The organism is Pseudoalteromonas sp. NFXS39 (assembly GCF_040148775.1).
GTDB classification, from domain to species: domain Bacteria; phylum Pseudomonadota; class Gammaproteobacteria; order Enterobacterales; family Alteromonadaceae; genus Pseudoalteromonas; species Pseudoalteromonas apostichopi.
Genome location: NZ_JAGDEC010000008.1, coordinates 1 through 26,412, shown reverse-complemented (window position 1 = coordinate 26,412; position 26,412 = coordinate 1). Strand labels below are relative to the sequence as shown.

The window sequence follows — 26,412 nt, the reverse complement described above, 5'->3', positions numbered from 1 at the left end:
CTGGATAGTGGCATAGGTCGGTGCAACAAATTTATAGGCCTGTGTTCACTAGAACACAGGCCTTTTTCGTTTATGGAATGAGGAAACATAAATAATGCGAGTATTAAAATTTGGTGGGTCGTCCTTGGCCGACTACGCATGTTTGCAACAGGTAGCTCAGTTAGTCAAAGAAGAATTACGCGATGAAATGCTGTTAGTGCTATCAGCTCCAGGTGGTATGACTGATTCATTAGTCGCGTTAGCAAGTACTGCAGAACATGGGCAGGACTTTAGTGAGCTATGGCAAGCATTGGTTGCGCGCTGTGAACAACTAAAAGCTGCTGTTGAAGCTGATTTTGGTCAGGTAGCAAGTTGGCCTAACTTGAATGAACTGAAGAATAAACTTGATGGTGTTGCACTTTTAAAGTGCTGCCCAGACCAAGTACGTGCCTATACTATTAGCTTTGGTGAGCGCGTAAGTGTTGCTTTGATGGAGTGCATGCTTAAACAAAGCAATGCTCGCTATCTAGAAGCGACTGATTGTATTGCCTCTGTGGGCGGCTACATTGATGCTGAAGCTGACTTGGCTGCAAGTAAGTTGCGTTTTCAAGAAGCACTAAAAGCTGCACCGAGCACTATTTATATCATGCCGGGCTTTACTGCTGCTAACGAACAAGGTGAGCTAACAACACTTGGTCGAAATGGCTCAGACTACTCAGCGGCAATTGCTGCAGCATGTTTAGAAGCCGATGTATGTCAGATCTGGACTGATGTTGATGGCGTTTATAATGCTGATCCGCGTTATATCAAAAAAGCGTCTAAGGTTGATTCACTATCATATAAAGAAGCGATGGAGCTTTCTTATTTTGGGGCGAAGGTATTGCACCCGAAAACGATTTTACCTTGTGCCAAAGCGGGTGTGCCGTGTGAGATCAAAAATACACATAATCCACGTGCTGAAGGCTCAGTGATCAGTAACGACAGTGTATCTAACGAGCCTGTTAAAGCGCTATCAAGTCTACAAAACCTTGCTATGTTAACTGTTTCAGGCCCAGGTATGAAAGGTAAAGTGGGCATGGCATCAAAAGTATTTAATGCACTTGCTCATGACAATGTTTCAATTGTTTTAATCACTCAATCTTCATGTGAATTTAGCATCAGTTTTTGTGTTCATGAAAGCGACCTATCGCTTGCCCTTGAAGCACTTCAGACTGCTTTCGAATTAGAATCACAAGCTGGCCTAATCGAACCAGTTCAAGTGCAGCGTAACCTTGCTATTGTCACTTTAGTAGGCGATAACATGCGTGCTCACAAAGGGTTAGCGGCTAAGTTCTTTGCTTCGTTAGCACAAGCGCAGGTTAACATCGTTGCAATTGCACAAGATTCCACTGAAAGTGCAATTTCAGCGGTCATCGACGGTGAGTTTTGCAACGACGCTGTAAAAGTTTGCCATGAAAATTTCTTTACCCACATTCCTTCAATTGATGTTTTTTTACTTGGTTGTGGTTTGGTTGGTCAAGAGCTTATTCAGCAGTTACAACGCCAACAAGCGTGGCTTGAAAAGCGTAACATTAAGCTGAACTTATACGGTGTTGCTAACTCAAGACAGCTTTACCTTGATAGCGAAGGTATTGCTTTTAATGGCTGGCAAGACAAACTAGCCGAGTCAGAGCAAGCATTTGATTTAAGTTTGGTGGAGCAATTTGTAAAACAAAACCACTTAATCAACCCTGTGATAGTTGACTGTAGTTCGGCCGATAAGCTTGCTGCGCAATATGTGGATTTCTTGAATGCCGGTTTTCATGTTGTTGCTGCTAACAAAAAAGCCAATACTAGCTCATATACTTACTACCAAGATTTAGTTGCAGCAACACAAAAGAATAATCGTAAATTTTTATACGAAACAAACGTAGGTGCAGGTTTACCGGTACTTGATAATCTTAAATCGCTATTTGGTGCGGGCGATGAACTCATTAAATTCAGCGGTATCTTATCGGGTTCATTATCGTATATGTTTGGTGCACTACAAGATGGTTTATCACTTAGTGAAGCAACATTAAAAGCAAAAGAAAGTGGATTTACAGAGCCTGATCCGCGTGATGATTTATCTGGAACTGATGTTGCTCGAAAACTACTGATCATTGCCCGTGAATCTGGTCTTGAATTAGAACTAAGCGATATCGAAGTTGAATCTGTTTTACCTTTAGGGTTTGCAGAAGATGATTCTGTAGCAGATTTCATGGCAAAACTGCCATCGCTTGATAGCGAGTTTAACGACCGCATCCAAAGTGCTGCAAGTGAAGGTAAAGTACTTCGTTATGTGGGCACTATTGAAAATGGTCAATGCAAAGTCGGTATAGAAGCCGTTGATAGCAGCCATGCTTTATACGATATTCGTGACGGTGAAAATGCACTGGCAATTTTAAGTCAGTATTATCAACCTCGTCCGTTTGTGATTCGTGGTTATGGTGCAGGTGCTGAAGTAACGGCTGCGGGTGTATTTGCTGATATCTTAAAAACGTTAACGCGCTAGGAGCAGGTCATGATCCGTGTATACGCACCCGCTTCAATCGGGAATTTTGCTGTCGGCTTTGATGCACTCGGTGCCGCACTGGCACCTATCGATGGTACTTTATTAGGCGATGTTGTAGAGGTTAGTGCCGCAGAGCAAGATACTTTTGTATGCTCTGGCGACTATGCCAGTAAATTGCCTGCAAATGCTGAAGAAAACTTAGCTTATCAATGTTTAATTCACTTTAAAGAGCACGTTGCGCCGACTATGTCAGCGGTAAAACTTGAGCTTAAAAAGAACCTACCAATTGGCTCAGGTTTAGGTTCAAGTGCTTGTTCTGTTGTGGCTGCGTTTGCTGCCCTCGATAAGTTCGCCGAAACAAATTTATCCCAAGAGCAACTTATCGAGTTGATGGCTGACTTTGAAGCCATTGTTAGTGGCGGCCGTCATTACGATAACATCACGCCGTGTTATTTAGGTGGTTTGCAATTAACGGGTGAACTCATTCCGAACAAGTCAATTTCGTTACCTGTTGATAATCAATGGTATTATGTAGCGGCTTTCCCTGGTTTTTCACTGAATACCGCAAAAGCGCGTTCGGTCTTGCCAACGCAATTATCAATGCACGACAGTGTTGAATTTGCACAGCGGCTTTCTGCGTTTAGTAGCTTATTGCTCACTGGCCGTTTTGATGCTGCACTATCAATTATGTCTGATGAAATAGCCGAACCGTATCGTGCACCGCTTATTCAAGGCTTTGTCGAAGCGAAAAGTGCTTTACCAGAGCTTGGCGCTGAAATTGTCAGTATTTCAGGTGCTGGGCCAACATTATTTACCGTGTGTAAGAGTCTTGAAGCTGCACAAAAGTGTGCAGCGTGGCTGAATGATAATTACATTAATGAGCAGGGCTTCTGCCATATCTGCCAACTTGATCAACTTGGCACGCGACAGCTTTAAAGAATTTAAGGAATAAACATGCAATTACATAATTTAAAAGATGAAACACAACAGGTGTCGTTTGTGGAAGCGGTAAAAACGGGTTTAGGCCGTAATCAAGGTGTGTTCTTCCCTGATAGCCTATCGCCAATACAAGACATTGATACTTTATTAGATTTGGACTTTGTTAGTCGGAGTAGTAAGATTTTATCGCACTTAATTGGTGATGAATTACCTGCTGATACCGTCGCACAGATGGTGCAAAACGCTTTTAACTTCGATGTGAAGTTGGTAGAAGTTGAAAAAGACATTTATTGTTTGGAGTTATTTCATGGCCCAACGCTTGCTTTTAAGGACTTTGGCGGTCGTTTTATGGCTGAGTGTCTTGCCCAATTTAACCAAGGCGAAAAAGTCACTATTTTAACGGCCACATCGGGCGATACTGGCGCAGCCGTTGCTCATGCATTTTATAACAAGCCAAATATTGATGTCGTGATCTTATACCCAAAAGGTAAAATATCATTAGCGCAGCAAAAACTATTCACTACTTTAGGTAATAACATTCACTGCTACGCCGTTGATGGTAGCTTTGATGACTGCCAAAGTATGGTAAAACAAGCTTTCTTAGACGATGAAATTAAACAAAAGCTAGGTTTAAACTCAGCGAATTCAATCAACATCAGTCGTTTAGTTGCGCAAGTATGCTATTACTTTGAAGCAATTGCGCAATTACCAAAAGAGCAGCGTAGTAAAGCGCATATCTCAGTACCTAGTGGTAACTTTGGTAATGTATGTGCGGCGATGATTGGTGCTGTACTTGGAATGCCTGTTGCTAAATTAAGTGCCACAACTAATCAAAACGACACTGTGCCACGCTTCTTGCGAAATAAAGAGTGGGCGCCAAATGACACACTTGAGTCTTTATCGAACGCAATGGATGTGAGTAAACCGAATAACTGGCCACGCGTTCAATTTATGCTAGATAACGAATGGTTTAGCTATGATGACTTTTATTCAAGCTGTGTTGGTGAAGAAGAAACAAAAGAGGTGATGAAAAAAATTCATCAGACTGGTTATATCGCAGAACCTCATACTGCAATTGCTTATCAAGGCTTGAAAGAAAATCTAGCCGACGGTAGTGCAGGTATATTTTTAGCGACCGCACACCCTGCTAAATTCAAAGACAGTGTAGAGCAAATTTTAGACATTGAACTGCCAATGCCAAAACCGCTTGCTGATGCATTGGCAAAGCAGTGTTTGGCTGAAGATATTAAGTTTGATTATCAATTGCTTCGAACAGAGCTGCTAAATAAATTAGCTTAATACTAAAAAAAGAGCGGCGAAGCCGCTCTTTTTTAATGAAGTAATGAATGACTATGACGGTTTAAAACTCGCATGCATAAAATGACCACCGCAGCAATACATAGCAAAATACTGATCACTGAGACTAATTCATTTTGTGTCCATTGCATCAAAGTGAAAGCCGAAATAAAAATAATAAATGGTTTAAATTCATAGTAGTAGTTGGACTTTTTTTGTTTAACTCGCTGGCTTATATGATCTGTTCTTCTAGCTTCTGAGCGCATTCGCCAAATGTTAGCGCCTAATAAAAATAAAGTTACACCAATTAATGTTGGTACATAATTATTTGCTAATGTGATGCAGCTCATGCCGAGAAAGAAGTATCCGTAGGGGACTAATTCATATATAGGTTTAGCTAACATGTACTTATACCATCCTTGATATTGACTAGGAATATAAGCTTAGTTCGCTTCTATTGAAACGCAATAAAGCGTTGATAATTTTATCTAGAGTGACATTTTAAAAATATATGTAATATTTTAAATCTATAATTTTTTTTTATGTATCAATAAAAAAATATCATTATTAAAACACTGTGAAATAAATTCAATCCCTGTTTAAATATGTTCATCTTTACAAGATAGGCAAAAGTGCGTTTTAAGCGTACAATACAGCCTTCAAAAAACACCATACACGTTGCCTTAGGAGACCCCATGTTAGAACGTAGCATGAATATTTCGGATTTCGATCCAGAGTTATTTGCAGCCATCACTAAAGAGACGGCTCGTCAAGAAGAGCACATCGAACTGATCGCGTCTGAAAACTACTGTAGCCCACGCGTACTTGAAGCGCAGGGTTCTCAGCTTACCAACAAATACGCTGAAGGTTACCCAGGCAAACGTTACTATGGCGGTTGTGAGCATGTTGACGTTGTTGAGCAACTAGCAATTGATCGTGCAAACGAATTATTCGGCACAGATTACGCTAACGTCCAACCGCATGCGGGTTCACAAGCAAACGCAGCTGTTTTCCAAGCTCTTCTTCAGCCGCATGATACAGTACTAGGTATGAGCTTAGCTCATGGTGGTCACTTAACTCACGGTTCACACGTTAACTTTTCTGGTAAAACGTATAATGCAATTCAATACGGCCTAAATGACGAAACTGGCGAAATTGATTACGCTCAAGTTGAAGCACTTGCATTAGAGCATAAGCCAAAAATGATCATCGCTGGTTTCTCTGCATACTCAGGCGTTGTTGACTGGGCTAAATTCCGTGAAATCGCTGATAAAGTTGGTGCATATTTATTCGTAGATATGGCTCACGTTGCTGGTCTTATCGCAGCGGGTGTATACCCAAGCCCAATTCCTCATGCACACGTTGTTACTACGACAACTCACAAAACATTAGCAGGCCCTCGTGGCGGTCTAATCGTTTCTGCATGTGGTGATGAAGAGATCTACAAAAAGCTAAACAGTGCTGTTTTCCCTGGTGGTCAAGGTGGTCCTTTATGCCACATCATCGCTGCTAAAGCGGTTGCTTTCAAAGAAGCATTACAGCCAGAGTTCAAAGCGTACCAAGCACAAGTTGTTAAGAACGCTCAAGCTATGGTTGAAGTACTTCAAGAGCGTGGCTATAAAGTTGTTTCTGGTAAAACAGACAACCACTTATTCCTTCTTGACCTAATTGACAAAGATATCACAGGTAAAGATGCTGACGCTGCACTAGGTAACGCTAACATCACTGTTAACAAAAACTCAGTACCAAACGACCCACGTTCACCGTTCGTAACGTCTGGTCTTCGTATTGGTTCTCCGGCTATTACTCGCCGTGGTTTCAAAGAAGCTGAGTCAAAAGAGCTTGCAGGCTGGATCTGTGACGTATTAGACAACATCAACGATGAGTCTGTACAAGCAGAAGTAAAAGAGAAAGTTAAAGCTATCTGTAAAAAATTACCAGTTTACGCTTAATTACTGGTTAAACCGTAATTAAGATAACAATAGCGTTGTTTTTTGCTATTATAAAGGCCGCTTAGTAAGCGGCCTTTTTTTGTTTTTTATAAACGGAAGTTGAACCCTATGCATTGCCCTTTTTGCACCGCAAAAGATACCAAAGTAATTGATTCTCGACTTGTTGGCGGTGGTCACCAAGTTAGACGTCGACGTGAATGTAACGAATGCCATGAGCGCTTTACCACCTTTGAAGGCGCTGAACTTGTGATGCCAAGAGTGATTAAGCAAGACGGTAGTCGCGAACCATTTAACGAAGATAAGTTACTCAATGGCTTGCATCGCGCTTTAGAGAAACGCCCAGTTAGCACTGAGCAGGTCGACGAAGTCGTTAACATTATTAAATCTCAACTTCGTGCTACTGGTGAGCGTGAAATATCTAGCCATTTAATTGGCGAGTGCATCATGGAGTCACTGAAAAAACTCGACAAAGTGGCCTATGTGCGTTTTGCATCTGTATATCGTTCATTTGAAGATATTCGCGAGTTTGGTGAAGAAATCGCTCGTTTAGGTGATTAACTATGTCATTCACAGAGCTTGATACTGCTTATATGGCGCGTGCCATTGAGCTTGCTAAACAAGGGCGTTTTACCACGACTCCAAACCCTAATGTTGGCTGTGTACTGGTTAAAGATGGCGAAATAGTCGGTGAAGGGTTTCATCAACTAGCAGGGCAGGGCCATGCTGAAGTAAATGCCTTGGCTGTGGCTGGCGACAATGCGAAAGGCGCCACAGCATATGTAACTTTAGAGCCTTGTAGTCATTATGGACGCACTCCGCCTTGTGCCGAAGGTTTAAAAGCAGCTGGTGTCAGTAAGGTTATTGCTGCCATGGTCGATCCTAACCCTGCGGTGAGTGGTCGTGGTCTACAGATTTTAGCCGATGCTGGTATTTCAGTGGCATCCGGTTTACTTGAGCAACAAGCGCGTGACCTAAACAAAGGCTTTTTAAAGCGTATGGAAACAGGGGTACCATATGTGACTTGTAAAATGGCCTGTAGTTTAGATGGCAAAACCGCGCTAAATAATGGTCAAAGTAAATGGATTACTGGTCCTAAAGCGCGCCAAGATGTGCAAGCATATCGTGCGCAAAGTTGCGCTATCTTGACGGGGGCTGACACAGTCATTACTGATAATGCAAAACTCAATGTGCGCGTTGATGAACTGCCATTTGCTATGCCTACATCCTTGCCTTTGCGCCAGCCTACTCGAGTGATTATTGATTCACAAAATAGGTTAACGCCTGAACTTACATTATTTAGCATTGAAAGTCCGGTGATTATTTTCACTACATCGCTTGATAAACAACATCAATGGCCTCACTTTGTTAAACACGAAGTTGTACCAGCAGTTAATAATAAAGTTGATTTATCCGCGGTTTTAAAGCGTCTTGCTGAACTACAATTTAATCAGATATGGCTCGAAGCAGGAGCGACCCTTGCAGGGGTGTTTGCTGAGCAGGATTTAATTGACGAATACATCGTTTATATTGCCCCTAAGTTAATAGGTGATATGGGCAAAAGCTTACTAAACTTTGCAGAAGTTACCGTGATGAGTGATATCACTGAACTGACTTTTACTGATACAGTAATGATTGGCGACGATATTCGCTTAACAGCTACAAAGCAAAGCAAGCCACAAAAATTGAAAAATAAAGAGTAGCACTATGTTTACTGGAATTATTGAAGCAACAGGTAAAATTGTTGAACTAACACAAAAGCAAGGCGATCTGGCTATTCGTATTCAAAGCACTAATTTGGATATGAAAGACGTCAAGCTCGGTGACAGTATTGCCACTAATGGTGTGTGTTTAACGGTTGTCGCTAAACATAGCGATGGTTTTAGTGCTGACTTATCTAACGAAACAATCAGCTTAACTGGGTTTGCGCATTATAAAAAAGGACAAACAGTCAACCTCGAAAAAGCCATGCAACCCGTTTCTCGCCTAGGCGGGCATTTAGTATCAGGTCATGTTGATGGTATTGCGACTGTAGAAAGTATCAGTCCTAATGCCCGTGCAACAGAGTACTGGTTAAGTACAGACAATGATTTAATGAAATACATTCCGTACAAAGGTTCGATATGTATTGATGGCATTAGCTTAACGGTCAATGAGGTCGAACAAAACCGCTTTAAGCTTACTATTGTTCCGCATACCGCTGAGCAAACAACGATTGCAGAATTTCAGGTGGGTACTCAGGTGAACTTAGAAGTTGACCAGATTGCTCGCTATTTAGAGCGCCTAATAAAAGGGGCCGAACAACCTTCCCGTTCAGACATATCAATGAGCTTGCTAGCACAAGCTGGCTTTATTAAATAAGCAAAGATAGTCACTATTAATAATACTCTCATGGGCATATTATGAATTTACACAGCGCGCAAGAAATTATCGATGACATTAAAGCCGGTAAAATGGTTATTTTAATGGACGATGAAGACAGAGAAAATGAAGGCGATTTAATCATCGCAGCAGAGCATATCAGTGCAGATGCCATCAACTTTATGGCAACGCATGGCCGTGGTTTAATTTGTTTAACTATGACACAAGAGCGTTGTCAACAGTTAGAGTTACCACTCATGGTTAAAAATAATGGTGCTGCTTTTTCGACTAACTTCACCATGTCTATTGAAGCGGCGAAAGGCGTAACGACAGGTATTTCTGCAGCTGATCGTGCTCGTACAGTACAAGCTGCTATTGCTAAAGGTGCCGTGCCAAGCGATATTGTTCAACCGGGGCATATCTTTCCTATTATGGCGCAGCCAGGTGGCGTGCTAACTCGAGCGGGTCATACCGAAGCGGGTTGTGATTTAGCGCGTTTAGCGGGCCTTGAGCCTTCATCAGTGATTGTTGAAATCTTAAATGCTGATGGCACTATGGCACGTCGCCCAGATCTTGAAATATTTGCTAAAGAGCATGACTTAAAGATTGGCACTATTGCAGATTTAATCGAATACAGAAACCTAAACGAAACCACCATCGAGCGTGTTGCCAAGTGTAAATTGCCAACTGATCACGGCGAATTTGATTTAGTTACTTACAAAGACACCATTGATGGTCAACTTCACTATGTCCTACAAAAAGGTGAAGTATCTAAAGATGAGCCGACGTTAGTTCGTGTTCACTTACAAAGTACCTTCAATGACATCTTATTATCAGATAGAAGTGCTGATCGTAGCTGGGGCTTATCAGATGCTATGGCTTATATCGCTGAGCACAACGGCGTACTGGTTATTTTAGGTAAGCAAGAATCAACGGAAGACCTAGAAGCAACCGTTAAAGCATTTGCTGCACAAGATGCTGGCGAAAATGTTAGTCACCGTAAATTCCAAGGTACATCGCGTACTGTGGGGGTGGGTTCACAGATCCTTGCTGATTTAGGTATTGAAAAGATGCGCTTGATGAGCCGTCCTAAAAAGTACCATGCGTTATCTGGTTTCCACTTAGAAGTGGTTGACTACGTTGAGCCGCAGTCATAATTAGGCAAATTGTTGGAAAACAGATTTACTAGGCTACTTTTATATTTTTGTGGTATTATGCGCCGTAATTTTTGCGCAATCGCAACCGCTTAAACTTATTTTTTAGGGTTATTAAATGAAAATTATTGAAGGTAACAAATACGCACCGGGCAAAAAGTTTGCCATTGTCATTTCTCGCTTTAATGACTTTATTGGTAGCAGCCTATTAGCAGGTGCTGTTGATGAGCTTAAGCGCACAGGTGGCGTATCTGAAGACGACATTACTGTTGTTTACGTACCAGGTGCCGTTGAATTACCTTTAGCAGCGAAACGCGTTGCAGCAAAGAAAGAACACGATGCAATCATCGCTTTAGGCGTAGTGATCAGAGGTGGTACGCCACACTTTGATTTAGTCGCTGGCGAATCAAACAAAGGTCTTGCGCAAGTATCTCTTGAGTATGATATCCCGGTTGCATTTGGCGTATTAACCACTGAAAGCATTGAGCAAGCAATTGAGCGCGCAGGTACCAAAATGGGTAATAAAGGCGGCGAAGCTGCTTTAGGTGCGCTTGAAATGGTTAATGTGTTAGACAAAATTTAAGTTTAAGGAATCTCTGTGAAACCAGCAGCAAGACGTAAAGCACGTATCTTAGCACTTCAAGCCGTATACTCTTGGCAGTTAAGCGGTAACCCGATTGCTGATATTGAACAGCAAATGTTAATTGAAAATGATGTGACTAAGATCGACGTCGAATATTTCAAAGACCTAGCACGCGGTGTTGTTGTTAACTGTAAGCAATTAGATGAAATCGTTGCGCCACATTTAGCACGCCCAGCAGATGAGTTAGACATGGTCGAAAAAGCAATTTTACGTCTGTCTGGCTATGAGCTGAAATTCCGTGAAGACGTACCTTACAAAGTAGCAATCAATGAAGGCATTGAGCTTGCTAAGATGTTTGGTGCTGAAGACAGTCATAAGTTTGTCAACGGTGTACTTGATAAAGCAGTGAAAGAACTGCGTAAGTAAGTAGCACCGTAAAAGGAGAGCCGGCTTGGGCCGGCTTTTTTGTGTATGAAGGAATTTGAATTAATCAATCGTTACTTTAAAGGCCGTGGTATTATTCGCCATGATGTGAACCTAGGTATTGGTGACGATTGTGCCTTGGTATCTGTGCCTGAAAACTGCCAATTGGCAGTAACAACAGACACGTTAGTTGCGGGGGTACACTTTTTTGATGACATCTCTCCTCGTGCTCTTGGGCATCGAGCTTTAGCTGTTAACTTAAGTGATCTGGCGGCTATGGGTGCAGAACCAACGTGGATTTCGGTTGGCTTAACTTTGCCAGAAGTAAACATAGAATGGCTTGAAGAGTTCACCGAAGGTATGCATGAAATTGCAGAGTACTTCAATGTGCAGATCATTGGCGGTGATACCACCCAAGGCCCTTTAACTATTACAATTTGTGCTAAAGGCATCGTACCTGAAGGCAAAGCACTACGTCGTAGTGGTGCTAAAGTTGGCGATTGGATTTATGTAACAGGCCCATTAGGTGATGCTGGTGTGGCAATTGAAGCTCGTAAACAAGGACTTGATATTGCCCCTGAACATTTAAACTATTTAAATAATCGCTTTGATTACCCGACTCCGCGTGTTGCAGCGGGGCAGGTGTTACGAGGTGCAGCCTCTGCAGCGATTGATATATCTGATGGCTTATTAGCTGATTTAGGACATATTTTAGCGCTATCGCAAGTCAGTGCTGTGATCAATGTCGATAAAGTGCCAGTCTCTGATGCACTAAACTCTTCAATTCCACGTGCAGAGCAGTTTGATTATATCTTAAATTACGGTGACGATTATGAGTTGCTGTTTACTGTGCCTGAAAGTAATAAAAGCATGGTTGATATGAAGTTGCGCCAATATGGTGTTGAAGCAAGTTGTGTTGGGCAAATTAAAAGTGGCGAAAGTGACATTGAACTATTACTTGATGGTGAAAAATTTAACTATCAAGGCAAGGGTTTTCAGCACTTCACGAAGGAGCCGGTTTGAGCAATAACCGTTTATTCAATTTAAAACGCCCACACCAATTTTTTGGTTTGGGTTTTGGCTTAGGCCTTGCGCCTAAAGCTCCAGGCACCTTTGGTACCTTTGCTGCATTGCCGTTTATTTTTACCACAATGTACTTCCCGCTATGGTTACAGATTGTGTTTGCAATCGTGATCAGCGTATTTGGTATTTGGGCATGTGGTAAAACGGCAGATGACTTAGGGGTACACGATCATCCTGCCATTGTTTGGGATGAAGTTGCTGGTTATTATATCACCATGATTGGTGCTGCACTGAATTGGCAGTCACTGTTGGTTGGTTTTTTGTTGTTTCGTTTTTTTGATATCGCTAAACCAGGTCCTATCAGAATTCTCGATAGACGTTTACACGGTGGCTTGGGCATCATGGCTGATGATATTTTAGCAGGTATATTTTCATTAATTTGTGTTCAAGCCTTGTTTAAAGCTGGCTATTTGCCTTTTTAAACGATGAGTTAAGTGTTACTTGGTGGCAAGTATATGATGCGATTTCTAGTTGTCTGTTTGTTGATGCTTTGCAGCATGCCTGTGTTTGCATCTATTACTGACTATGTCGTTAAACAGTGGAACATCCAAAATGGCTTGCCATCACAATCTTTAAAAAGTATTGCTCAAGATGAGCAAGGCTATATGTGGCTAGGCACACAGTTTGGATTAAGCCGATTTGATGGTAATACTTTCACCAACTTCAATACGCAAAATAGCGACTTCCTGCCAAGTAACGGTATTAATAAGTTATTGGTTGATAGCACTGGATTACTTTGGGTAGGTACCAAAAATGGCTTGGTGACACTTGATCCTAAAACTATGATGTCGCAAACCTTTAACGTCAAAGGCCCTGTGCGGGATATTCTTGAAGACTCCAAAGGTAGTATCTGGATTGCCGCGAACGGCCTTTATTATGTTGCTCGAAATCAAGTCACACTAAATCAAAACTCAGCGTTAATCGTACCGGTATCTAATGCCACTGCAATTACGCAAATTGTTGGTTCAGTGAGTCAAATGGCTTTGTCGCCAGAAGGTATTTGGCTGGTTAATGAGCGTCACTTACTGCGCTTAACTAATACCTCTTCTGACTTTGCAAAATTACGATTAGAACTCACTGCAAAAGTGTCATTACCTGAACGATTAGCACAAACCATTATTCATGATATGGCTTGGCTTGAAGGTAACTTATACCTAGCCTCAGAGCTAGGTGCTTATTTTCTTGATTTAGATGATGAGCTGCGTCCATTCCCACTTCCAAATGCGAGTAACTCTGCTGTTTATAAGTTTATGAGTGACTCTGATGGGGCGTTATGGATTTCGACCTATGGCAGGCTGTTATTTCGTGATAACTCAGGTGATTGGCAATGGGTTGAGCCAAGTCAGCTAGATCAGAGTATTTGGTTTGCTGATATCTTTCGTGATAATCAAAATAATATTTGGCTGGCAAGCTTCAGTGAAGGTTTATGGCTTGCTCATGAGGGGCGTATTGAACGTCACTCTGCTATTTCAAATATGACAGAAGCGGTGATGGCTATTAGCCAAGCACCTGATGGCAAATTATGGGTGGCCAATCGAAGTGGTGTTGGCTACTTCGATTATAACAAAAATTTTGTAAATCAAATTCCGAGTAATCAATTTGGTCGAGCTGCGGTGCACGACTTACAATTTGATGGTGACCGTTTGTACATCGCAACTGGTCGCGGTGTGTTTTATTACGAAAACCAAAACTTATATACAGTCCCTGGGCGAGCGCTACGAGATAACCCTGTATTCGCAATTAGCCGTTCTAGCAAAGGCGGTTTTTGGCTTGGTACTGGCCGAGGTATGTATCGCTTAAGTTATGGTGGTTTAACACCATTTGCTTACAATGCATTCTTAAGCAGTAAATTTATAACCTATGTTCTTGATGAGCAAAACTTTGGCTTAATTGGTACCAGTAAAGGGGCTTATTACTTTACCGACCGAGGTATTGAGAAAATTGGCGACCAAACTAGTTTAGAAAGTGCTTACGTCACCAGTATTTTAAATATTGAAGGGGTGGGGATATTAATAGGCTCACTTAACGATGGTCTATTTTATCGCAGTACCAAAGGTCAGTGGCGTCAGTTAGATGCGACCGATGGTCTACCGTATGGGTCTATTTTTAGTCTCGTTTACGATAAGCAGTTAAAGCGTATTTGGGTAAGTACCATGAAAGGCGTATATCGCATGCCGGTAGAGCAGTTTGGTACTGACATTGAGAGCTTAAAAGTAGAACAAGTGATCTCATCGTTTGACCGTCAGCTCGATGGTAAAGCTAGTCAATGTTGTGCCGGTCTTGGCCATGATGCTGTGGCAGATACAGGTAACTCTATTTGGTACCCAAGCCTACAAGGTGTTGTTGAAATTCCAAAGAGTGTTGAGCTCTTTGGTGTGCAAGCTCTGAAACCTCGTATTGAAAGCCTGATCACGCCGCTTCGTCATTTAAGTACTGCAACCTTAGGTAATAAACCTGAGCTGCAAATTGATGAGCGTGATGTGACATTAAAATATACTGCGATTGATTATTATGCCCCTTCAAGTATTGAGTTCCGTTACCGCTTAAGTGGCTTGGACAGTGACTGGCGTTATGCTAATACTCGTCGTGAGGCAATTTATACCAACTTACCGCCGGGTTCTTTTTTATTCCAGCTTGAAGCAAAACGCCGTGGTGAAGATTGGCAAAAAGCACGTCGTACTGAGTATAGTTTTGTGGTGCCGCGTCGCTTTGACGAGACTATCTATTTCAGACTTTTGATCACCAGCAGTTTTATTTTATTGTTTTATCTTGTTTTCTGGGTATTTAGAGCGCAAGAGAAACGTAAACAATTAGCTCTTGAGAGCTTAGTAACAGAACGAACTGTTGAGCTTCGTGAAGCCAACGATAAGCTTAATCAAGTAAATTCACAGCTTAAGTTAGTTAGCCATTCTGATGAGCTTACTGGATTACGTAGCCGCCGTTTCTTGTTTGATCAACTACCAAAAGATATCGAGCACTTCCAGCGAAACTCGCAGTCATTACAAGCGCAGGGTAAATCATTGGTATTGTTGATCATTAACTTTGATAACTTTAGCCGAATTAATGATGCTTATGGGCCACTTGCAGGCGATAGCTGTTTACAGCAAATGGCAACCTTACTTAATAGCCGTACACAAGGTTCTGACTATGTCGCACGTTGGAGTGGTGATGAGTTTTTACTCTTACTACGTGATTTCAAACGTACAGCGATAGACAATTATGTTGCTGATTTATGTGAAGCGATTGCAGCAAATCCATTTAGATTACCAAATGGTGAGTCAACCACCATTACTGCGTCGATTGGCTGGTCTTTCTACCCATTACCTTTATTGGGTGGACAAGTTATTGGTTGGGAAACTTCAGTCAATCTTGCTGATATCGCATTACATCAAGTTAAAAAGCGTGGTGGTGATGGTGTTGCAAACATTACCTTTGATGAGCAATTAGATGCCTTTGAGTTCGAGCAAAGCAATAATGTTGATCAGCAGCTCAGTGCATTACAAGCTAATGGCTTAGCCGATATAAAAATTTGGATGCGATAGAGTTTCTATTGGTATTATACCAACCCGCAATAATACTTAATCATTTTGAGGGATTAAACCTGTCGCTAACTGCGTTAAAAATTTCTCATTTAGAACAACTAAATAACGAAATTTTTGCCTTGTTATCAACGAGGTTTAATTGCCTCAAAATAGACTACTTAATTAAGCGGATTGGTATTAAAAAAGGAGCTTTAAAGCTCCTTTTTTGTGAATGCTGTTTGGCTTAAGCCATGAACTCTTTGATGCTAGCTAAGATGCCATTAGCATCTAAGCCCATTTCGGCGTGCATTTCATCTTGCGTGCCATGCTTAATGAATTCATCTGGAATACCTAAGTTTAAGATAGACACGTTAGCCTTAATTGCAGCTAGGTGCTCATTCACAGCAGAACCTGCACCGCCCGCAATGGCGTTGTCTTCTAAGGTAACAATCACATCATGGCTAGCTAGTAATTCGCTAATAGCATCAGTATCAAGAGGCTTAATAAAGCGCATATCAATCACTGTTGCGTTAAGTTCATCGGCGACTACTTTGGCGTTCTCTAATAGCGTACCAAACGACAAGATTGCCACTTTGCTACCTAGCTTGATGCTACGCGCTTTACCAATTTCAATCGCGCTCATTGTCGATTCAACGTCACAATTACCCGCACTACCTCGAGGGTAACGAACAGCAACAGGTTGATTGCATTGGTAACCTGTATACAACATTTGGCGACACTCATTAGTATCGCTTGGTGCCATGATAATCATGTTAGGAATACAACGCATAAAGCTCAAGTCATAGGCTCCTTGGTGAGTTTCACCATCTGCACCTACAATTCCTGCACGGTCAATAGCAAATAAAACAGGTAAGTTTTGTAATGCCACATCGTGGATAAGTTGGTCGTAAGCGCGTTGCAAAAAGCTTGAATAAATAGCAACAACAGGTTTTAAGCCTTCACAGGCAAGGCCAGCTGCAAGCGTTACAGCATGTTGTTCAGCAATAGCTACATCAAAGTATTGCGCAGGGTACTCTTTAGAAAAGCGCACCATGCCAGAACCTTCACGCATCGCTGGGGTAATTGCCATCAGCTTGTCGTCTTGTGCTGCCATATCGCATAACCAGTCACCAAATACATTAGAAAATGTAGCCGCGCCAGGTTTTGATTTTGGTAATTTAGACATGCTAGGATCAAATTTTGGTACGCCATGGTAGCCAATTGGATCCGCTTCAGCAGGTTTATAACCTTTACCTTTTTGTGTTTTGATATGCAGTAATTGCGGACCTTTAAGGTTACGCATGTTACGTAAGGTATCGACCAACATATTAACATCATGACCATCGATTGGGCCGATGTAATTTAGGCCTAACTCTTCAAAGAAAGTACCTGGAATGACCATACCTTTTAAATGTTCTTCCATTCGGCTGGCAAGCTCTTTCACAGGTGGTAAGCCTGAAAGAAGTTTTTTGCTACCTTCACGAATATTGGTGTAGAAGCTACCAGACAAAATACGTGCAAAGTGATTGTTTAGTGCACCCACGTTTTCAGAGATCGACATTTCATTATCATTTAAGATAATTAGCACATTAGGGTTTACATCACCCATGTGGTTCATCGCTTCAAATGCCATACCTGCAGTAATCGCACCATCGCCAATAACAGCAACTGTTTTACGATCTTTACCTTCTTTTTCAGCAGCAATGGCCATACCTAGTGCAGCCGAAATTGAAGTGCTCGAATGACCTACACTGAAGGTGTCGTAAGGGCTTTCTTCACGGAATGGGAAAGGGTGTAAGCCGTCTTTTTGACGAATAGTATGCATTTGGTCACGACGACCAGTTAAGATTTTGTGTGGGTATGCTTGATGACCCACGTCCCATACTAAACGATCTTCAGGCGTGTTATAAACATAATGAAGCGCAACCGTTAGTTCAACAGTGCCTAAACCTGATGCTAAATGACCACTACTTTGCGAAACTGAGTTAAGTAGGTATTCGCGTAACTCTTTACTAAACGCAGGTAACTTGTCTTGCGCTAAATCACGCAGTTGTGCTGGTTCGTCAACCAAACTTAATAATGGATACTTGCTACTATCAAGTGTCATGATTTTATATACATCCTTCGCTAACCAGAGTGCATTATAGCCCATTGCTGCTCTGATTTTTTAGTTATTTTGTCTTTCTTTTTTAGGCATTAATAATTACGTTCAACGATATAGCTAGCAAGGCTTGCCAGTTCGCTGGTGTCGTAATCAATTGCCTCAAGAGCTTGATGAGCTTGAGCTAGTAAGTCTTGTGCTTTTTGCTTTGCACCTGCCATTCCCAATAAAGCAGGGTAAGTTGCTTTATTGGCGGCAATATCTGAACCTTGTGGCTTACCTAATGTTTCAGTATCAGCTTCTACATCTAGGATATCGTCTTGTACCTGAAAAGCCAGACCTATTGCTTGGCCGAATAAGTTCAACTGCTTTAGAGTATGCTCATCGCAGCTATTAGCACTTAATGCACCAAGTGTAATTGCACAGTTAAGTAAGGCGCCCGTTTTTAACTGATGAATACGCTCTAGCTGAGACACGCTAATTTCTTTATCAGTCGCTTCTATATCCAGTGCCTGTCCACCTACCATACCTTCAATACCTGAGGCTTTGCTTAACGAGGCTATCATTTTTACCTGCTGGCTCGCAGGAACTGAAAATCGGTGGTTGGCGATTAAATCAAATGCTAGTGTTTGTAATGCATCACCAGCGAGTATTGCTTGCGCTTCACCATAGACAATATGACAGGTGGGACGACCACGTCTTAAGTCATCGTCATCCATTGCAGGTAGGTCATCATGGACTAATGAGTAGCTATGAATACATTCAATGGCAGCAGCAAGAATATCGAGATCGGCCTTGTTAGCACCCATCATTCGGCCCGTCGCATATACAAGGTAAGGACGTAAGCGCTTACCACCATTTAAAACACCATAATGAGTAGCTTCTTTAATGTTCTTTTCGGTATTAAGTGGCTGTGCGAAATAGCGATTTAAATGTGCCTCAACGTCTTCTCGAGCGCGTTGTAATTGTTCTTTTAGTTGCACTTAATTAGTCCAAGTTTGAATCAAAATTGCTAAGAGGAGCTTGGCTATCGTTACCCATTAAGATGGCAACTTTTTGTTCGGCTTGTTGCAACTTACCAGATGAAGCATTCGCCAGCGCAATACCACGTTCAAATTGTTTTAGTGATTGTTCTAAAGACAATTCACCTTGCTCCATTTGTGCAACTATTTGAGATAATTCATCCAGCGCTTCTTCAAAGCTTAAGTTTTCTGGTTTCTTTGTTGCCATTGTGGCCTCGATAGCTGTTAGAAAGTGAGGCCAATTTTAGGGGGAATGCTAAACTAGGTCAAAGAATGATGTGTTTTTTTACGCATAATCCATTTTCAATATGTTATTTTTACGCTTTTACATACAGCTTAAACTTGTAGCTTAAAAATCTTACATTAAAATATAATTAATTCATTTAATGATTTAAGTATTTCAATTGCTTGCCGATAAGCAGTTAATAATAAAAATTTGATGCCTGAGGGTGTCGTGTAATTGTTCCTCTGGAGGGGTATGTGGATTTAGCAACCATAATAGGTATTCTTGGTGCCATAGGCTTAATTGCTATGTCGATGGTGTTAAGTAGTGACGGCCAAGTTGCAATGTTTTACAACACGCCTTCGGTGGTCATTGTATTTGGTGGTTCGATTTTTATCGTGTTATCGAATTTCACCATGGGGCAATTTTTGGGCATAGGTAAAGTGGCTGCTAAAGCCTTTATGTTCAAAATCGAATCTCCAGAAGAATTAATTGAAAAAGCAGTAGAATTAGCTGACTCAGCACGTAAAGGTGGTTTTCTAGCATTAGAAGAAGCCGAAATCCCCAACGGTTTTATGCGTAAAGGGGTGGATATGTTAGTGGATGGTCATGATGCTGATGTTGTTCGTGCCACTCTGCAAAAAGATATTTCTCTCACCGCTAATCGTCATGAACTTGGCGCAGGCTTATTCAAGTCACTTGCTGATATTGCCCCTGCGATGGGTATGATCGGTACGCTAATAGGTCTGGTTGCTATGCTATCAAACATGGATGACCCGAAAGCAATCGGTCCTGCGATGGCGGTTGCACTTTTAACAACATTATATGGTGCTTTCTTAGCAAACGTTGTAGCAATTCCTATTCAGGTAAAGCTAGAACTACGTAAAGATGAAGAAGCTCTTAACCAACGCTTAATTCTCGATGCAGTACTAGGTATTCAAGATGGCCAAAATCCGAAAGTCATTGAAGGTATATTGAAAAATTACCTAGCTGAATCAAAACGTAAAGTTGATACCGAGGAGTAGGGCATGTCCGATCAAGAGTGCAAATGTCCACCACCAGGTTTACCAGCCTGGATGGGAACCTTCGCAGATTTAATGTCATTATTAATGTGCTTCTTTGTACTCTTACTTGCTTTCTCGGAAATGGATGTACTGAAGTTTAAGCAAATTGCTGGTTCAATGAAGTTTGCATTTGGTGTGCAAAACAAAATTGAAGTAAAAGATATTCCAAAAGGGACCTCGGTAATAGCAATGGAGTTTACCCCTGGTAAACCTGAACCTACCCCTATCGAAACGATTCAACAACAAACTGTAGAAATGACTCAGCAAATGCTTGAGTTTCAAGCTGGTGATGAAAGCTCTGCCGGTGGTCGTCAAGAGCAACGTGGTAATAAGCGTGGTGGTGAATCGCAAAGTACGGCTCAGCAACAAGCATTGGAGCAGTCAATTTCTGCGGCTGACCAAGAACAGACTAATGAGCTTGTGAAGAAAATTGCCCAGCAGCTTGAACAGCAAATTATGGATGGTGCGATTGAACTTGAGTCATTAGGTCAACAAATTATTATTCGCATCCGTGAGAATGGCTCATTCCCATCAGGCAGTGCCTTTTTACAGCCTAAGTTTAAGCCTATTATTCGTGATATTGCGACACTATTAAAAGATGTGCCGGGTGAAATAACCGTGTCAGGACATACTGACGACTTCCAAGTATCAAATGAGCTTTATACTAATAATTGGGATTTATCTTCAAAACGTGCAGTTGCCGTTGCAAGCGAAATGGAAAAAGCCCCTGGTTTTGATAAATCTCGTATGATGGTTGTAGGTCACGCAGAAACTAGGCCTCTTGTACCGAATGTGACTGATGAAGATCGCAAGCGGAATCGTCGTGTCGAAATATCTATCATGCAAGGTAAAGCTCACGAATCTGACCCTATTGATGTAAGACAATAAATCAATTAAAGTGAAACTTCATTAACACATGTAATGGAGTATAAAAATGAAAAAAGTTGATAAGTACAGCTATATGCCAGGTAATGGCGGCGGTGGCGATGACAATGATGATGGTAAAACGCAAGGTGAGTAACTTTGCCTCATTGGATTGATTCTGTCATTGTGACATTAGATCATAGCTGGGTGTTCATTCTGAGCCCGGCTATTTTTGTATTTTATCTTCGTAAAGATTGGCCCGCACTTTACTTTGCTGTTATCACGGCAGCCTTCTTCTTGTTCGGAACTCTTATTTATTCTGCTCTAAAAGCATTTGATGATATTTATGTGTGGCGCTATGTTGTGTGGGCTTTTAATGATATTGCTTGGATGGCCTTAATTGCCTACTTGGGGATTAAAGACAAAGTCTATTTATGGCAAAGTGCTTTAGGGCAACTGGTCGTTATAATGGCTCCCATATTACAGTTGTTTCGTTTAGTCGATCGTCATCTTTGGGACTTATCGTACAGCACCTATATGTATAAAACCCTGTTACCTTTAATCAATGTTGGTACAGTGGTTGTGTGTTATCTACCTCTTATTTACCTTTTCACCCGACGCCGGCAGCAGGCGTAAGCCATTCCTAAGTTAAAATTCCTGTGCTAGAATACTGTTTATAAAAACAGTATTAGTGTTGCGTTATGAAACTTTACATTGCCGAAAAACCGTCATTGGCGCGAGCCATTGCGGATGCACTGCCTAAACCTCATAAAAAACAGGATGGTTATATAGAGCTTGGTAATGGTGATTGCGTCTCTTGGTGTATAGGGCATTTACTTGAACAAGCCGAGCCAGATGATTACGACACAAGTTTTAAAAAGTGGCGATTCGAGCATTTACCTATTGTGCCTGAGCAATGGCAATTAAAACCTAAAGCAAAAACACGTAAACAACTCACCGTATTAAAAAAGCTTATTAAGCAGGCAAGCGTAATCGTTCATGCTGGCGACCCTGATCGCGAAGGCCAGCTATTGGTTGATGAAGTGATCGAGCAGGTCAAACTGAGCAAAGCCAAAAAACAGCAAATTCAACGACTATTAATAAGCGATTTAAACTTAAGTGCAGTTAAAAAAGCACTTAATAATTTAAAGTCGAATCGCGATTTTATTCCCTTGAGTGTGTCTGCATTAGCTCGCTCACGTGCTGATTGGTTATTTGGCATGAATTTAACTCGGGCTTATACGCTTGCTGGGCAAAAAGCAGGGTTTGGTAATGTGTTATCTGTAGGTCGTGTTCAAACACCTATTTTAGGTCTTGTTGTAAATCGTGATAATGAAATAGCTAACTTTGTAGCGAAACCTTTTTACGAAGTATTAGCTCATCTTGAAACTGAGCAGCAGCAAACATTTTCAGCTAAGTGGCAACCAAGTAAAGCATGCGAACCTTATCAAGATGAGGAGGGGAGAGTATTACATAGAGGGCTTGCTGAAAATGTTGTATCACGTATAACTAATCAACCAGCTAAAGTGGTTGACCTTGAGCAAAAACAAAAAAAACAACAAGCACCGTTACCTTATAATTTATCAGCTTTACAAATCGATGCGGCAAAAGCGTTTTCAATGCCTGCGCAAAAGGTGTTAGATACCTGCCAAAGCTTGTATGAGCGTCATAAGTTAATTACTTATCCTCGTTCAGATAATCGCTATTTACCAAAAGAGCATCATAAAGATGCAGCGAGTATTATTGCTGCTATTGCTAATAATGAAGGCCAAGCAAGTGAAGCTTGCAAGCAAGCTGACACCAGCAAGCGGAGTAAATGTTTTAATGACAGCAAAGTTGCGGCACACCACGCTATTGTTCCTACCGAAAAACAACTTCGCTCAGCATCATTAAATAGTGATGAACAAAAAATCTATCGGTTGATCTGTCGTCATTATTTAATCCAGTTTTATTCTGACTATGTCTTTAACGAAACCAAAGTAACAGTCGAGATTGCTGGTGGACTTTTTAAAGCCGCTGCTAAGCAAGATGTTAGCTTAGGCTTCAAAACATTAATGGGCAAAACAGAGTTAAAAGATGAGCAAACCTTACCTGCTCTTGAAAAAGGTCAGCAGCTGCATTGTTATCAGGGGGACGTGGTAGACAAAATGACTACACCGCCAGCACATTTTACTGATGCTACCTTATTAAGTGCTATGACAGGCATCAGCCGCTATGTGAAAGACCCTGAGATTAAAAAGATCCTTAAAGAAACTGATGGACTAGGTACTGAGGCTACACGGGCAGGTATTCTCGAGCTTTTATTTAAGCGCCGCTTTTTAGAGCGTCAGGGTAAAAATATTTTAGCTACGGCAACAGGTAAAGCGCTTATTGGCACTTTACCTGAGCAGCTTGCTAGCCCTGACTTAACTGCTAAGTGGGAAGCATCATTAGGGAATATAGCTGAACAGCATATGAGTTATCAGCAATTTTTAACGCCATTACTGACTGAGTTACATGCTTTAGTTGATCAAGCCAAACAGTGCGACAGCCAAGTTTTTGCCCAATTACCAAAAACGCCGCAAAAGCGACGTTTTAAAAGAAAGGCTAAGCCTAGAGCTAGGTCAGCCTAAACTACTTTTTGTTAAATAGGGCAACCGCGGCATTACTCATTGCAGTTATCCCTGTAGGAAGCGCCTTTTTGTAATCAGGTGCAAACTTACTTGAATGTAAAGAAGGTAATGTTGCGCCAGATTGCATTGCAGCATCATATTGACTAGGTTCAACACCCCCTAACCAAAACAAAGTAATTGGTACATTTTGTTCTGTACGACCATAAAGGCCAAAGTCTTCACCAGCCATTACAGCTTCAGTTTCAAGTACATTGTCTTCACCAATCGCATTAGCAATCGCTGAACGTACTAAGTTGGTTTGAGTTGGATTATTGTATGTTGAAGGAATTGACTCATCTTCATGCACATATACTTCAGGTGCTAAACTTTTATCAAGTCCCGCACTTAATGCGATGCCTTTCGAAATTCGTTTGATCGCTGCAATTTGTTGTAAGCGAACTTCAGGGTTATAACTGCGCAGTGTAAGTTGTAGTTTTACTTCATCTGAAATGACATTGTGTTTGGAGCCACCGTGAATTGAGCCTACCGTGATCACTGATGGCTCTAGTGGTGACAATTCGCGACTAGTAATTGTTTGTAGTGCCAACACAATACGTGAAGCAATCACAACTGGATCTATTGTTGTGTGTGGATAGGCACCGTGACCCCCTTTACCTTTTACAGTAATATCAACAGAGTCAACACTAGCCATCGTATATTCTGTTTTCATACTGACTTTACCAGCAGGAACACTGGCACTTACATGTAACCCAATAACATGATCTGGAGTAGGGTACTTAGTAAAAAGCCCTTCTTTAAGCATGGCTTTTGCACCACCACCTACTTCCTCTGCTGGTTGTGCGACCATCATTAAAGTACCTTGCCACTGATCTTTATGTGTCATTAACTGTTGAGCTGTGCCAATAAATGAACTCATGTGAATATCATGACCACAACCATGCATTACGCCAACGGTTGCACCAGCATCATTTGTTACAGTAACTTTAGAGGCATAGGGTTTACCAGTTTGCTCAACAATTGGTAATCCATCAGTATCAGTGCGGATCATGACTGTTGGGCCATCACCGTTTTTATAAATCCCAACAACGCCAAAACCACCCACGTTATCTGTAACAGTAAAGCCTAGTTGCTTTAATTTTTTTGCTAGCTTCTGGCCTGTTTGTTTTTCGTGGTAAGACAGCTCAGGAGATTGATGTAAATCTAAATAAAGCTTTTCAATCTCAGGCATGGTTTTTTGAAGGTTTAAATCTAGTGTTATTGCTTGCGCGAATGGACTAAGAAGTAACAAAGCTGCAGAAATAGTAGATAATTTCATAATGACCTCGACCCGTGGGGCTTGTAATTGTTATGTTTGCCACTATATAAAAACCTAAATACTTATATAGTGCAATCGATCAAATGAATAATATGATAAAACTTACCCAGCAAAATTTGCAGCAAGCATTGGGTGAAACGTCCGCTGAAAAATTAGTATTACTTACTTTTTACTCTTCGCAAAACCCAGAGTGTCATCAGCAAGCTGCTATTTTAGAAAAAATCGCACATGAATATGGTGAGCATTTATTAGTAGCAACATTAGATTGTGATGTTGAGCAGGCACTTGCAGGACAACTTGCACAGCAAATCGGTTTACAAGCATTACCTACACTTGTGATGTTAAAAGATTCAGCGCCTGTAGATATGTTACCTGGCGCTCAAACAGAGCAGCAAATTCGCGATGCGCTAGCCAAACATTTACCAGCTCAACACGAGTTATTACTAGAGCAGGCTAAGCAAGCGTTAATTAATCAAGACTTAAACAATGCTTTTAACTATGCAAAGCAGGCTTATGAGCTTGATCCAAACCATACGCGTGTAAAGTTAGTTTTAGCTGATATCTGCATTCAAATTCATAAATTGGAAGATGCACAAGCATTATTAGATTCGGTTGCAGAAAGTGAACGTGATGCGTATTTCACAAATATTCAAGCAAAGTGTGAACAAGCATTAGCTGCAACAGATTCACCAGAAATAAAAGCACTGCAAGATAAAGTTGAAAAATATCCAAATGATTTAGAGATAAAAGTAGAACTAAGTAATGCTCTTAATAGTGCGGGCCGTAAAGAAGAAGCTTTAGAGATGTTATTTAATGTACTTAAAAAAGATCTTAACTACGCAGATGCAAAACCAACCTATCTAGAAATTATCGCTTCATTACCTGATGGTGATGCCTTGGCATCTAAGTATCGCCGTAAGTTATATAGTATCTTGTACTAATTCAGAGTTGATTGATAAAGGCGCCATTAAAAATAGTGGCGCTTTTTTTATTTAAAAACTTGCGTATTACCTAATATCGATAATACTTAAGATCCTCTCGAGAAAAGTTGGCTGTATTTTGTACAGTAAACTGTGTTTTTTACTGCCTTTAGCTTGTTTTTTGCGCGAAAGGTAAGTTTTTAGTAGTTTTCTACAAAAAGTGCTTGCGTTAATTCTTCGCATCCCTATAATGCGCATCCACTGACACGGCGGGCAGCAACGAAAGACGCTGAACAACGTAGCAGAGAGTTAAGTGAAACTTCGGTTTAAAACGGTCTAAAAAGAAAGTTTAAAATTAAGTGTTGACTCGAAAAATTAAGGATGTATTATACGCATCCCTAGCGACAACGTCGCAACGTTCTTTAACAATATAAAGCAATCATCTGTGTGGGCACTCGTACAGATTGAGT

23 protein-coding genes are annotated in these 26,412 nt (G+C 41.2%); 18 read left to right on the top strand and 5 right to left on the bottom strand.

Going from position 1 to position 26,412, the window contains the following annotated elements; genetic code table 11:
• Window positions 1-94 precede the first annotated feature (94 nt).
• The 3 genes from thrA to thrC are packed head-to-tail and all read left to right on the top strand — an operon-like array spanning window position 95 to window position 4,750.
• The gene (gene thrA / locus J3455_RS15095; protein ID WP_349561997.1) at window positions 95-2,512 is read left to right on the top strand and encodes a bifunctional aspartate kinase/homoserine dehydrogenase I; all 2,418 of its coding nucleotides are present in this window, start codon (window positions 95-97) and stop codon (window positions 2,510-2,512) included.
• A 9-nt stretch (window positions 2,513-2,521) separates the two neighbouring features.
• Window positions 2,522-3,448 carry a homoserine kinase gene (gene thrB, locus J3455_RS15090; protein ID WP_167658144.1) on the top strand — a complete coding sequence of 309 codons (927 nt, stop codon included), beginning with the start codon at window positions 2,522-2,524 and terminating at the stop codon, window positions 3,446-3,448.
• 18 nt (window positions 3,449-3,466) lie between these two features.
• The gene (gene thrC / locus J3455_RS15085; protein ID WP_167658142.1) at window positions 3,467-4,750 is read left to right on the top strand and encodes a threonine synthase; all 1,284 of its coding nucleotides are present in this window, start codon (window positions 3,467-3,469) and stop codon (window positions 4,748-4,750) included.
• A gap of 32 nt (window positions 4,751-4,782) precedes the next feature.
• Here thrC and J3455_RS15080 read toward each other — a convergent pair whose 3' ends face one another.
• Window positions 4,783-5,151, bottom strand: a complete 369-nt coding sequence (locus J3455_RS15080) for a hypothetical protein (protein ID WP_130049558.1) — start codon at window positions 5,149-5,151, stop codon at window positions 4,783-4,785.
• 291 nt (window positions 5,152-5,442) lie between these two features.
• Here J3455_RS15080 and glyA point away from each other — a divergent pair, with 291 nt between their 5' ends.
• The 10 genes from glyA (at window position 5,443) to J3455_RS15030 (ending at window position 15,842) form a co-directional block, all read left to right on the top strand.
• Complete coding sequence (gene glyA / locus J3455_RS15075) at window positions 5,443-6,699, top strand: serine hydroxymethyltransferase (RefSeq protein WP_054552577.1); 1,257 nt, start codon at window positions 5,443-5,445, stop codon at window positions 6,697-6,699.
• A gap of 108 nt (window positions 6,700-6,807) precedes the next feature.
• On the top strand, window positions 6,808-7,257 hold the full coding sequence (nrdR, locus tag J3455_RS15070; RefSeq protein WP_054552576.1) for a transcriptional regulator NrdR: 450 nt from the start codon (window positions 6,808-6,810) through the stop codon (window positions 7,255-7,257).
• A gap of 2 nt (window positions 7,258-7,259) precedes the next feature.
• The gene (gene ribD, locus J3455_RS15065; RefSeq protein ID WP_178926648.1) at window positions 7,260-8,399 is read left to right on the top strand and encodes a bifunctional diaminohydroxyphosphoribosylaminopyrimidine deaminase/5-amino-6-(5-phosphoribosylamino)uracil reductase RibD; all 1,140 of its coding nucleotides are present in this window, start codon (window positions 7,260-7,262) and stop codon (window positions 8,397-8,399) included.
• Between the two features lie 4 nt (window positions 8,400-8,403).
• The gene (locus J3455_RS15060; RefSeq protein WP_349561996.1) at window positions 8,404-9,057 is read left to right on the top strand and encodes a riboflavin synthase; all 654 of its coding nucleotides are present in this window, start codon (window positions 8,404-8,406) and stop codon (window positions 9,055-9,057) included.
• A 41-nt stretch (window positions 9,058-9,098) separates the two neighbouring features.
• Window positions 9,099-10,214 carry a bifunctional 3,4-dihydroxy-2-butanone-4-phosphate synthase/GTP cyclohydrolase II gene (gene ribBA / locus J3455_RS15055; RefSeq protein WP_130049555.1) on the top strand — a complete coding sequence of 372 codons (1,116 nt, stop codon included), beginning with the start codon at window positions 9,099-9,101 and terminating at the stop codon, window positions 10,212-10,214.
• 115 nt (window positions 10,215-10,329) lie between these two features.
• Window positions 10,330-10,794, top strand: a complete 465-nt coding sequence (gene ribH / locus J3455_RS15050) for a 6,7-dimethyl-8-ribityllumazine synthase (protein ID WP_054562661.1) — start codon at window positions 10,330-10,332, stop codon at window positions 10,792-10,794.
• Between the two features lie 15 nt (window positions 10,795-10,809).
• Window positions 10,810-11,220, top strand: a complete 411-nt coding sequence (gene nusB, locus J3455_RS15045) for a transcription antitermination factor NusB (protein WP_054552571.1) — start codon at window positions 10,810-10,812, stop codon at window positions 11,218-11,220.
• Between the two features lie 45 nt (window positions 11,221-11,265).
• Entirely contained in the window at window positions 11,266-12,240 is a 975-nt protein-coding gene (gene thiL, locus J3455_RS15040; protein ID WP_130049554.1) for a thiamine-phosphate kinase, read from the top strand.
• Window positions 12,237-12,722, top strand: coding sequence for a phosphatidylglycerophosphatase A family protein (locus tag J3455_RS15035; protein WP_130049553.1), 486 nt, complete (start codon window positions 12,237-12,239; stop codon window positions 12,720-12,722). The genes thiL and J3455_RS15035 overlap by 4 nt, the downstream gene beginning before the upstream one ends.
• A gap of 33 nt (window positions 12,723-12,755) precedes the next feature.
• Complete coding sequence (locus tag J3455_RS15030; protein WP_130049552.1) at window positions 12,756-15,842, top strand: ligand-binding sensor domain-containing diguanylate cyclase; 3,087 nt, start codon at window positions 12,756-12,758, stop codon at window positions 15,840-15,842.
• A 223-nt stretch (window positions 15,843-16,065) separates the two neighbouring features.
• Here the strand turns inward: J3455_RS15030 and dxs are convergent, their stop codons facing one another.
• The 3 genes from dxs to xseB form a co-directional block, all read right to left on the bottom strand.
• A complete protein-coding gene (gene dxs / locus J3455_RS15025; RefSeq protein WP_130049551.1) occupies window positions 16,066-17,928 on the bottom strand; it encodes a 1-deoxy-D-xylulose-5-phosphate synthase in 1,863 nt (620 codons plus the stop codon).
• A gap of 89 nt (window positions 17,929-18,017) precedes the next feature.
• Window positions 18,018-18,905: a (2E,6E)-farnesyl diphosphate synthase gene (gene ispA, locus J3455_RS15020; RefSeq protein WP_130049550.1), complete on the bottom strand. Its 888-nt coding sequence runs from the start codon at window positions 18,903-18,905 to the stop codon at window positions 18,018-18,020.
• 4 nt (window positions 18,906-18,909) lie between these two features.
• Entirely contained in the window at window positions 18,910-19,152 is a 243-nt protein-coding gene (gene xseB, locus J3455_RS15015; RefSeq protein ID WP_054552565.1) for an exodeoxyribonuclease VII small subunit, read from the bottom strand.
• Window positions 19,153-19,424: 272 nt separating this feature from the next.
• Here xseB and pomA point away from each other — a divergent pair, with 272 nt between their 5' ends.
• From pomA to J3455_RS14995, 4 genes are all read left to right on the top strand, one after another.
• Entirely contained in the window at window positions 19,425-20,192 is a 768-nt protein-coding gene (gene pomA, locus J3455_RS15010; protein ID WP_054552564.1) for a flagellar motor protein PomA, read from the top strand.
• 3 nt (window positions 20,193-20,195) lie between these two features.
• A complete protein-coding gene (locus J3455_RS15005; protein WP_054562656.1) occupies window positions 20,196-21,119 on the top strand; it encodes a flagellar motor protein MotB in 924 nt (307 codons plus the stop codon).
• 135 nt (window positions 21,120-21,254) lie between these two features.
• Window positions 21,255-21,731 carry a hypothetical protein gene (locus J3455_RS15000; RefSeq protein ID WP_130049549.1) on the top strand — a complete coding sequence of 159 codons (477 nt, stop codon included), beginning with the start codon at window positions 21,255-21,257 and terminating at the stop codon, window positions 21,729-21,731.
• A 65-nt stretch (window positions 21,732-21,796) separates the two neighbouring features.
• A complete protein-coding gene (locus J3455_RS14995; protein ID WP_349561995.1) occupies window positions 21,797-23,707 on the top strand; it encodes a DNA topoisomerase III in 1,911 nt (636 codons plus the stop codon).
• Between the two features lies 1 nt (window position 23,708).
• Here the strand turns inward: J3455_RS14995 and J3455_RS14990 are convergent, their stop codons facing one another.
• The gene (locus J3455_RS14990; protein WP_130049547.1) at window positions 23,709-25,022 is read right to left on the bottom strand and encodes a M20 metallopeptidase family protein; all 1,314 of its coding nucleotides are present in this window, start codon (window positions 25,020-25,022) and stop codon (window positions 23,709-23,711) included.
• 83 nt (window positions 25,023-25,105) lie between these two features.
• Between J3455_RS14990 and J3455_RS14985 the strand changes: the two genes are divergently transcribed.
• Window positions 25,106-25,963 (top strand): tetratricopeptide repeat protein, encoded by an 858-nt coding sequence (locus J3455_RS14985; protein ID WP_239977721.1) that lies wholly within the window; start codon window positions 25,106-25,108, stop codon window positions 25,961-25,963.
• Window positions 25,964-26,412: the final 449 nt, after the last annotated feature.

Excerpts from the sequence above, each read along its gene's own strand:
- thiL (WP_130049554.1), top strand. The coding sequence starts at position 11,266 with ATGAAGGAATTTGAATTAATCAATCGTTACTTTAAAGGCCGTGGTATT.
- J3455_RS14990 (WP_130049547.1), bottom strand. The coding sequence starts at position 25,022 with ATGAAATTATCTACTATTTCTGCAGCTTTGTTACTTCTTAGTCCATTC.
- J3455_RS15080 (WP_130049558.1), bottom strand. The coding sequence starts at position 5,151 with ATGTTAGCTAAACCTATATATGAATTAGTCCCCTACGGATACTTCTTT.
- ribD (WP_178926648.1), top strand. The coding sequence starts at position 7,260 with ATGTCATTCACAGAGCTTGATACTGCTTATATGGCGCGTGCCATTGAG.
- ribBA (WP_130049555.1), top strand. The coding sequence starts at position 9,099 with ATGAATTTACACAGCGCGCAAGAAATTATCGATGACATTAAAGCCGGT.
- J3455_RS14995 (WP_349561995.1), top strand. The coding sequence starts at position 21,797 with ATGAAACTTTACATTGCCGAAAAACCGTCATTGGCGCGAGCCATTGCG.
- nrdR (WP_054552576.1), top strand. The coding sequence starts at position 6,808 with ATGCATTGCCCTTTTTGCACCGCAAAAGATACCAAAGTAATTGATTCT.
- J3455_RS14985 (WP_239977721.1), top strand. The coding sequence starts at position 25,106 with ATGAATAATATGATAAAACTTACCCAGCAAAATTTGCAGCAAGCATTG.
- J3455_RS15030 (WP_130049552.1), top strand. The coding sequence starts at position 12,756 with ATGATGCGATTTCTAGTTGTCTGTTTGTTGATGCTTTGCAGCATGCCT.
- glyA (WP_054552577.1), top strand. The coding sequence starts at position 5,443 with ATGTTAGAACGTAGCATGAATATTTCGGATTTCGATCCAGAGTTATTT.
- thrC (WP_167658142.1), top strand. The coding sequence starts at position 3,467 with ATGCAATTACATAATTTAAAAGATGAAACACAACAGGTGTCGTTTGTG.
- thrB (WP_167658144.1), top strand. The coding sequence starts at position 2,522 with ATGATCCGTGTATACGCACCCGCTTCAATCGGGAATTTTGCTGTCGGC.
- ribH (WP_054562661.1), top strand. The coding sequence starts at position 10,330 with ATGAAAATTATTGAAGGTAACAAATACGCACCGGGCAAAAAGTTTGCC.
- dxs (WP_130049551.1), bottom strand. The coding sequence starts at position 17,928 with ATGACACTTGATAGTAGCAAGTATCCATTATTAAGTTTGGTTGACGAA.
- xseB (WP_054552565.1), bottom strand. The coding sequence starts at position 19,152 with ATGGCAACAAAGAAACCAGAAAACTTAAGCTTTGAAGAAGCGCTGGAT.
- J3455_RS15060 (WP_349561996.1), top strand. The coding sequence starts at position 8,404 with ATGTTTACTGGAATTATTGAAGCAACAGGTAAAATTGTTGAACTAACA.
- J3455_RS15005 (WP_054562656.1), top strand. The coding sequence starts at position 20,196 with ATGTCCGATCAAGAGTGCAAATGTCCACCACCAGGTTTACCAGCCTGG.
- thrA (WP_349561997.1), top strand. The coding sequence starts at position 95 with ATGCGAGTATTAAAATTTGGTGGGTCGTCCTTGGCCGACTACGCATGT.